Annotated in this window: 3 protein-coding genes; 1 reads left to right on the top strand and 2 read right to left on the bottom strand. The window is 76.0% G+C overall.

Annotated elements, in window-relative coordinates; translation table 11 throughout:
* The first annotated feature begins 152 nt into the window (after positions 1-152).
* Positions 153-1,124: an alpha/beta hydrolase gene (locus ABZ497_RS36645; protein WP_359812449.1), complete on the top strand. Its 972-nt coding sequence runs from the start codon at positions 153-155 to the stop codon at positions 1,122-1,124.
* Between the two features lie 84 nt (positions 1,125-1,208).
* Here the strand turns inward: ABZ497_RS36645 and ABZ497_RS36640 are convergent, their stop codons facing one another.
* Both ABZ497_RS36640 and ABZ497_RS36635 read right to left on the bottom strand, forming a co-directional pair.
* Positions 1,209-2,684 carry a VWA domain-containing protein gene (locus tag ABZ497_RS36640; protein WP_359812446.1) on the bottom strand — a complete coding sequence of 492 codons (1,476 nt, stop codon included), beginning with the start codon at positions 2,682-2,684 and terminating at the stop codon, positions 1,209-1,211.
* Complete coding sequence (locus ABZ497_RS36635) at positions 2,681-3,553, bottom strand: MoxR family ATPase (protein ID WP_359812444.1); 873 nt, start codon at positions 3,551-3,553, stop codon at positions 2,681-2,683. Before ABZ497_RS36635 ends, ABZ497_RS36640 begins: the two co-directional genes overlap by 4 nt.
* Between the last annotated feature and the right edge of the window lie 286 nt (positions 3,554-3,839).

The raw sequence follows: 3,839 nt of genomic DNA, 5'->3' as shown, positions 1-3,839 counted from the left end.
GCGGGCAGGTGGGTGGCGGGCGGACCGGCGGCGGGCAGGTGGGTGGCGGGCGGACCGGCGGCGGGCAGGTGGGTGGCGGGCGGACCGGCGGCGGGGCGGACGGCGCCGCACGCGAGGCCGGTTCCGCCTACGGGGACCTCGCGTACGGCGACATCACGCACCGCGACATCGAGGTGAACGGCGTCCGGCTCCACCTCGCCGAACAGGGGGAGGGCCCGCTCGTGCTGCTGCTGCACGGCTTCCCGGAGAGCTGGTACTCGTGGCGGCACCAGTTCGCCCCGCTGGCCGCCGCCGGCTACCGGGTGGTCGCCCCCGACCAGCGCGGCTACGCCCGCAGCGAGCGGCCCGCGGCCGTCGACGCCTACACCCTGCTCCACCTGGTCGGTGACGTCACGGCCCTGATCGCCGCGCTCGGCGAGGGGCCCGCGGTGCTGGTCGGCCACGACTGGGGCGCACCGGTCGCCTGGTCGACCGCCGCGCTCCGCCCCGACCTGGTGCGCGGGGTCGCCGGGCTGAGCGTGCCGCCGCTGCCGGTCTCCGGGCTGCCGCCGCTCGCACTGTCCAGGGAGCGGTTCGGCGAGGGCTTCTACCAGATCTACTTCCAGCGGCCCGGGGTGGCCGACGCCGAGTTCGCCCGGGACCCGGGCTCGACCTTCCGCCGCGTCCTGTTCAGCGGCTCCGGCGACCGCCCCGGCGCCGAGCGGCCGCAGGCCTGGGTCGTCCCCGACGGGCAGACGCTGCTGGACACCGTCCCGGAGCCGGAGAAGCTGCCGGACTGGCTCACCGAGGACGACATCGCGGCCTTCGTCGCCGACTACGCCGGGCACGGCGAGCACGCCTTCACCGGTCCGCTGAACTGGTACCGCAACATCGACCGCAACAACGAACTGCTCACCGCCTTCGCCGGGCGCGGCATCGACGTGCCCGCGCTCTACGTGGCGGGGGACCGGGACATGGTGTCGGCGCTGATCGGCCCGGACGCGCTGCGCGGGATCCTGGAGCGCCTCACCCCCAGGCTGTACGGGCACGTCACGCTCCCCGGCGCGGGCCACTGGACGCAGCAGGAGCGGCCGGCCGAGGTCACTGCCGCCCTGCTGGACTTCCTGCGCGGGCTGGACGGCTGACGCGCCCGCGGGCTCGGAACCGGAACCGGAACCGGAACCGGAGCCGGAGCCCGCGCCCGGCGGCGCCGGCCGCTCCCCGGCCGGTCAGACCGGGAGCAGCCGGGCGATCAGCTCGCCCAGCCGGCGGGCGTTGCGGCAGGAGTGCATCTCCACCACCTCCGCGTACGCGCTCGCCGCCGAGTCGCCGCCGCCCCACAGCGAGGGCTGCTCCGGGTTGAGCCAGTACACCCGCCGGGCCCGCCCGGCGATCCGGCGCAGGGCGGACAGGTTCGGGTCGCGGTGGTTGTTGCGGGCGTCACCGAGGATCAGCACGCTGGTGCGCGGGCCGACCGCGTCCAGGTGCCGGTCGGCGAACTCGCCCAGGGCGGAGCCGTAGTCGCTGTTGCCGTGATGGCCCATCACCTTGGCCTCGGTGAGGATGCGCCGCGCCAGCCCGGCCGGATCGGCCCCGCTGCCCGCCAGCAGCTCGGTGACCTCCGCGGTGCGGTTGACGAAGGCGAACACCCGGACCTTGCTGAACTGTTCGCTCATCGCGCGGACCAGCAGCATGGTGAAGTCGGCGAAGCCGGCCACCGAGCCGGAGACGTCGCAGAGCAGCACGATCTCCGGGCGGGCCGGCCGGCGCAGCCGGTAGGCGGGGCGCAACGGCACGCCCCCGGTGGACAGCGAGCGGCGCAGGGTGCGGCGGAGGTCGATCTGCCCACGGGCCGCGCGCCGCCGCCGGGCGGCCAGCCGGGTGGCCAGCTTCCGGGCCAACGGGTGGACGGTGCGGCGCAGTTCGGTGAGCTGGTCGCGGCCGGCCGCGAGGAAGTCGATCCGGTCGGCGCTGGGTGCGACGGCCCGTTCGGCGATCCGCTCGGTGCCGCGTACCTCGGCCACCCGGCGGCGGGCCTCGGTGCCGACCATGGCGCGGAAGGCCTGGACGCGGCGGCGGATCTCGTCGGCGAGGAGGCCGTCGGAGAGGTCGGCCGGGGTGTCCGCCGCGGTGCCCGCGCGCAGCGCCGCCAGGACGCGGGCCAGCAGGGTCTCGGGGGCGAGCCGGCCGAGGGTCTGGTGGGCGGACCAGCCGTCAGAGCCGGGTACCGAGCCGGCGCCGTAGCGGCCGAACGCGGCCACCGCCTCGCCGGCCAGCCGGGCCTGGGCGGCCCGGTCGTCGGCGGCGAGGGCGGCGGCGAGGCGCTCGCGCAGGTCCTCGCGCACGGGGTCGGCCAGACCGCGGGCGGCGGCCCGGGCGTCGTCGGCGTGCTCGGGGCCGTCCGGGGACGGGCCGCCGCGGGCCGACTCCGGGGCGCCCACCCCGAGCGGGAAGTAGAGGTCGAAGGTGGCGTCGTAGACGGCCCGCTGTGCCTCGGAGCGCAGCAGCGCGGCGGCCAGGCCGGCCCGCAGCTGCTCCCGGTCGGTGAGGCCCAGCACGTCGAGGACGGCCGCCGCGTCGACGGTCTCGGCCGGACCGGCCCGCAGCCCGTGCCCGCGCAGGGCCCGGACCAGCCCGGTCAGCCGGGCCGCGAGGTCGGCGGCCCCGGTGGTCGCGGCCGCCGCGGGGGCGGGGCGGTCCGTCATGCCGGGGTGAGCTTCCGGGTGGCCTTCAGGATGTCGTCCTGGTGCTTGAGGATCACCCCGAGGGTGTCCCGGACCACCGCCTCGTCCAGGGTGTCCGCGCCGAGCGCCAGCAGGGTGCGGGCCCAGTCGATGGTCTCGGCCACCGACGGCGCCTTGCGTAGGCCCATCGCCCGCAGCGCGCCGACCACCCGGACGAGCGACTCGGCCAGCGTCGCGTCCAGGCCGGGGACCTTGAGCCGGACGATCCGGCGCTCCAGTTCGGCGTCCGGGTAGTCGAGGTGGAGGAAGAGGCAGCGCCGGCGCAGCGCCTCGGAGAGCTCGCGGGTGGCGTTGGAGGTGAGCAGGACGAAGGGCCGCCGGGTCGCGGTGATGGTGCCCAGCTCCGGCACGGTGACCTGGAAGTCGCTCAGCACCTCCAGCAGCAGGGCCTCGACCTCGACGTCGGCCTTGTCCATCTCGTCGATCAGCAGCACGGTCGGCTCGTCGCCGCGGATGGCGGTCAGCAGTGGCCGGGTGAGGAGGAACTCCTCGCCGAAGATGTCGGTGCGGGCCTGGTCCCAGCCCTCGTCCCGGCCGGCGGTGATCCGTAGCAACTGCTTGGCGTGGTTCCACTCGTAGAGCGCGCGGGCCTCGTCGATGCCCTCGTAGCACTGCAGCCGGACCAGGCGTGCCCGGTTGATCTCGGCCACCGCCTTGGCGAGTTCGGTCTTGCCGACCCCGGCGGGGCCCTCGACCAGCAGGGGCTTGCCCAGGCGGTCGGCCAGGAAGACGGTGGTGGCCACCGCGGTGGAGGCCAGATAGCCGGTTTGGGCCAGTTGGGCGGCCGCGTGCTCCGCCGACTCGAAGAACCCCGTGCCGTCGCCGCCCATGTGCCCCACTCCCGTCGGTCCGTCCGTGCAGCAGCACCCTACCGGCCGGTCACTTCGCCGTCCCGGGGCTCCGGCGAGCAGGGGTCCGAATCCGCTTCCGACGGGACGTCATACGCCTCGTCGATGATCCGTGACCGAATCGAGGGCGGGAGTCCAGCCACGCGGGCGGGGCGGTCCCGAGCAGGGGGGAGCGGCGTGCGGCCGGTCGCGGTTCGGCGCCGGTGCTGAGCGCCGCGTACTCCTCGAACACGTCGGTGAGCACCTGGGCCAGGCTCCAGCCGTCCAG

Source organism: Kitasatospora sp. NPDC005751 (genome assembly GCF_040630835.1).
In the GTDB taxonomy this organism is placed as follows: Bacteria; Actinomycetota; Actinomycetes; order Streptomycetales; family Streptomycetaceae; genus Kitasatospora.
The sequence above is the reverse complement of the archived record's forward strand: the minus strand, read 5'-3'. Positions and strand labels throughout refer to the sequence as shown.

Coding starts and splice junctions, on each gene's coding strand:
- ABZ497_RS36635 (WP_359812444.1), bottom strand. CDS start 3,553: ATGGGCGGCGACGGCACGGGGTTCTTCGAGTCGGCGGAGCACGCGGCC.
- ABZ497_RS36640 (WP_359812446.1), bottom strand. CDS start 2,684: ATGACGGACCGCCCCGCCCCCGCGGCGGCCGCGACCACCGGGGCCGCC.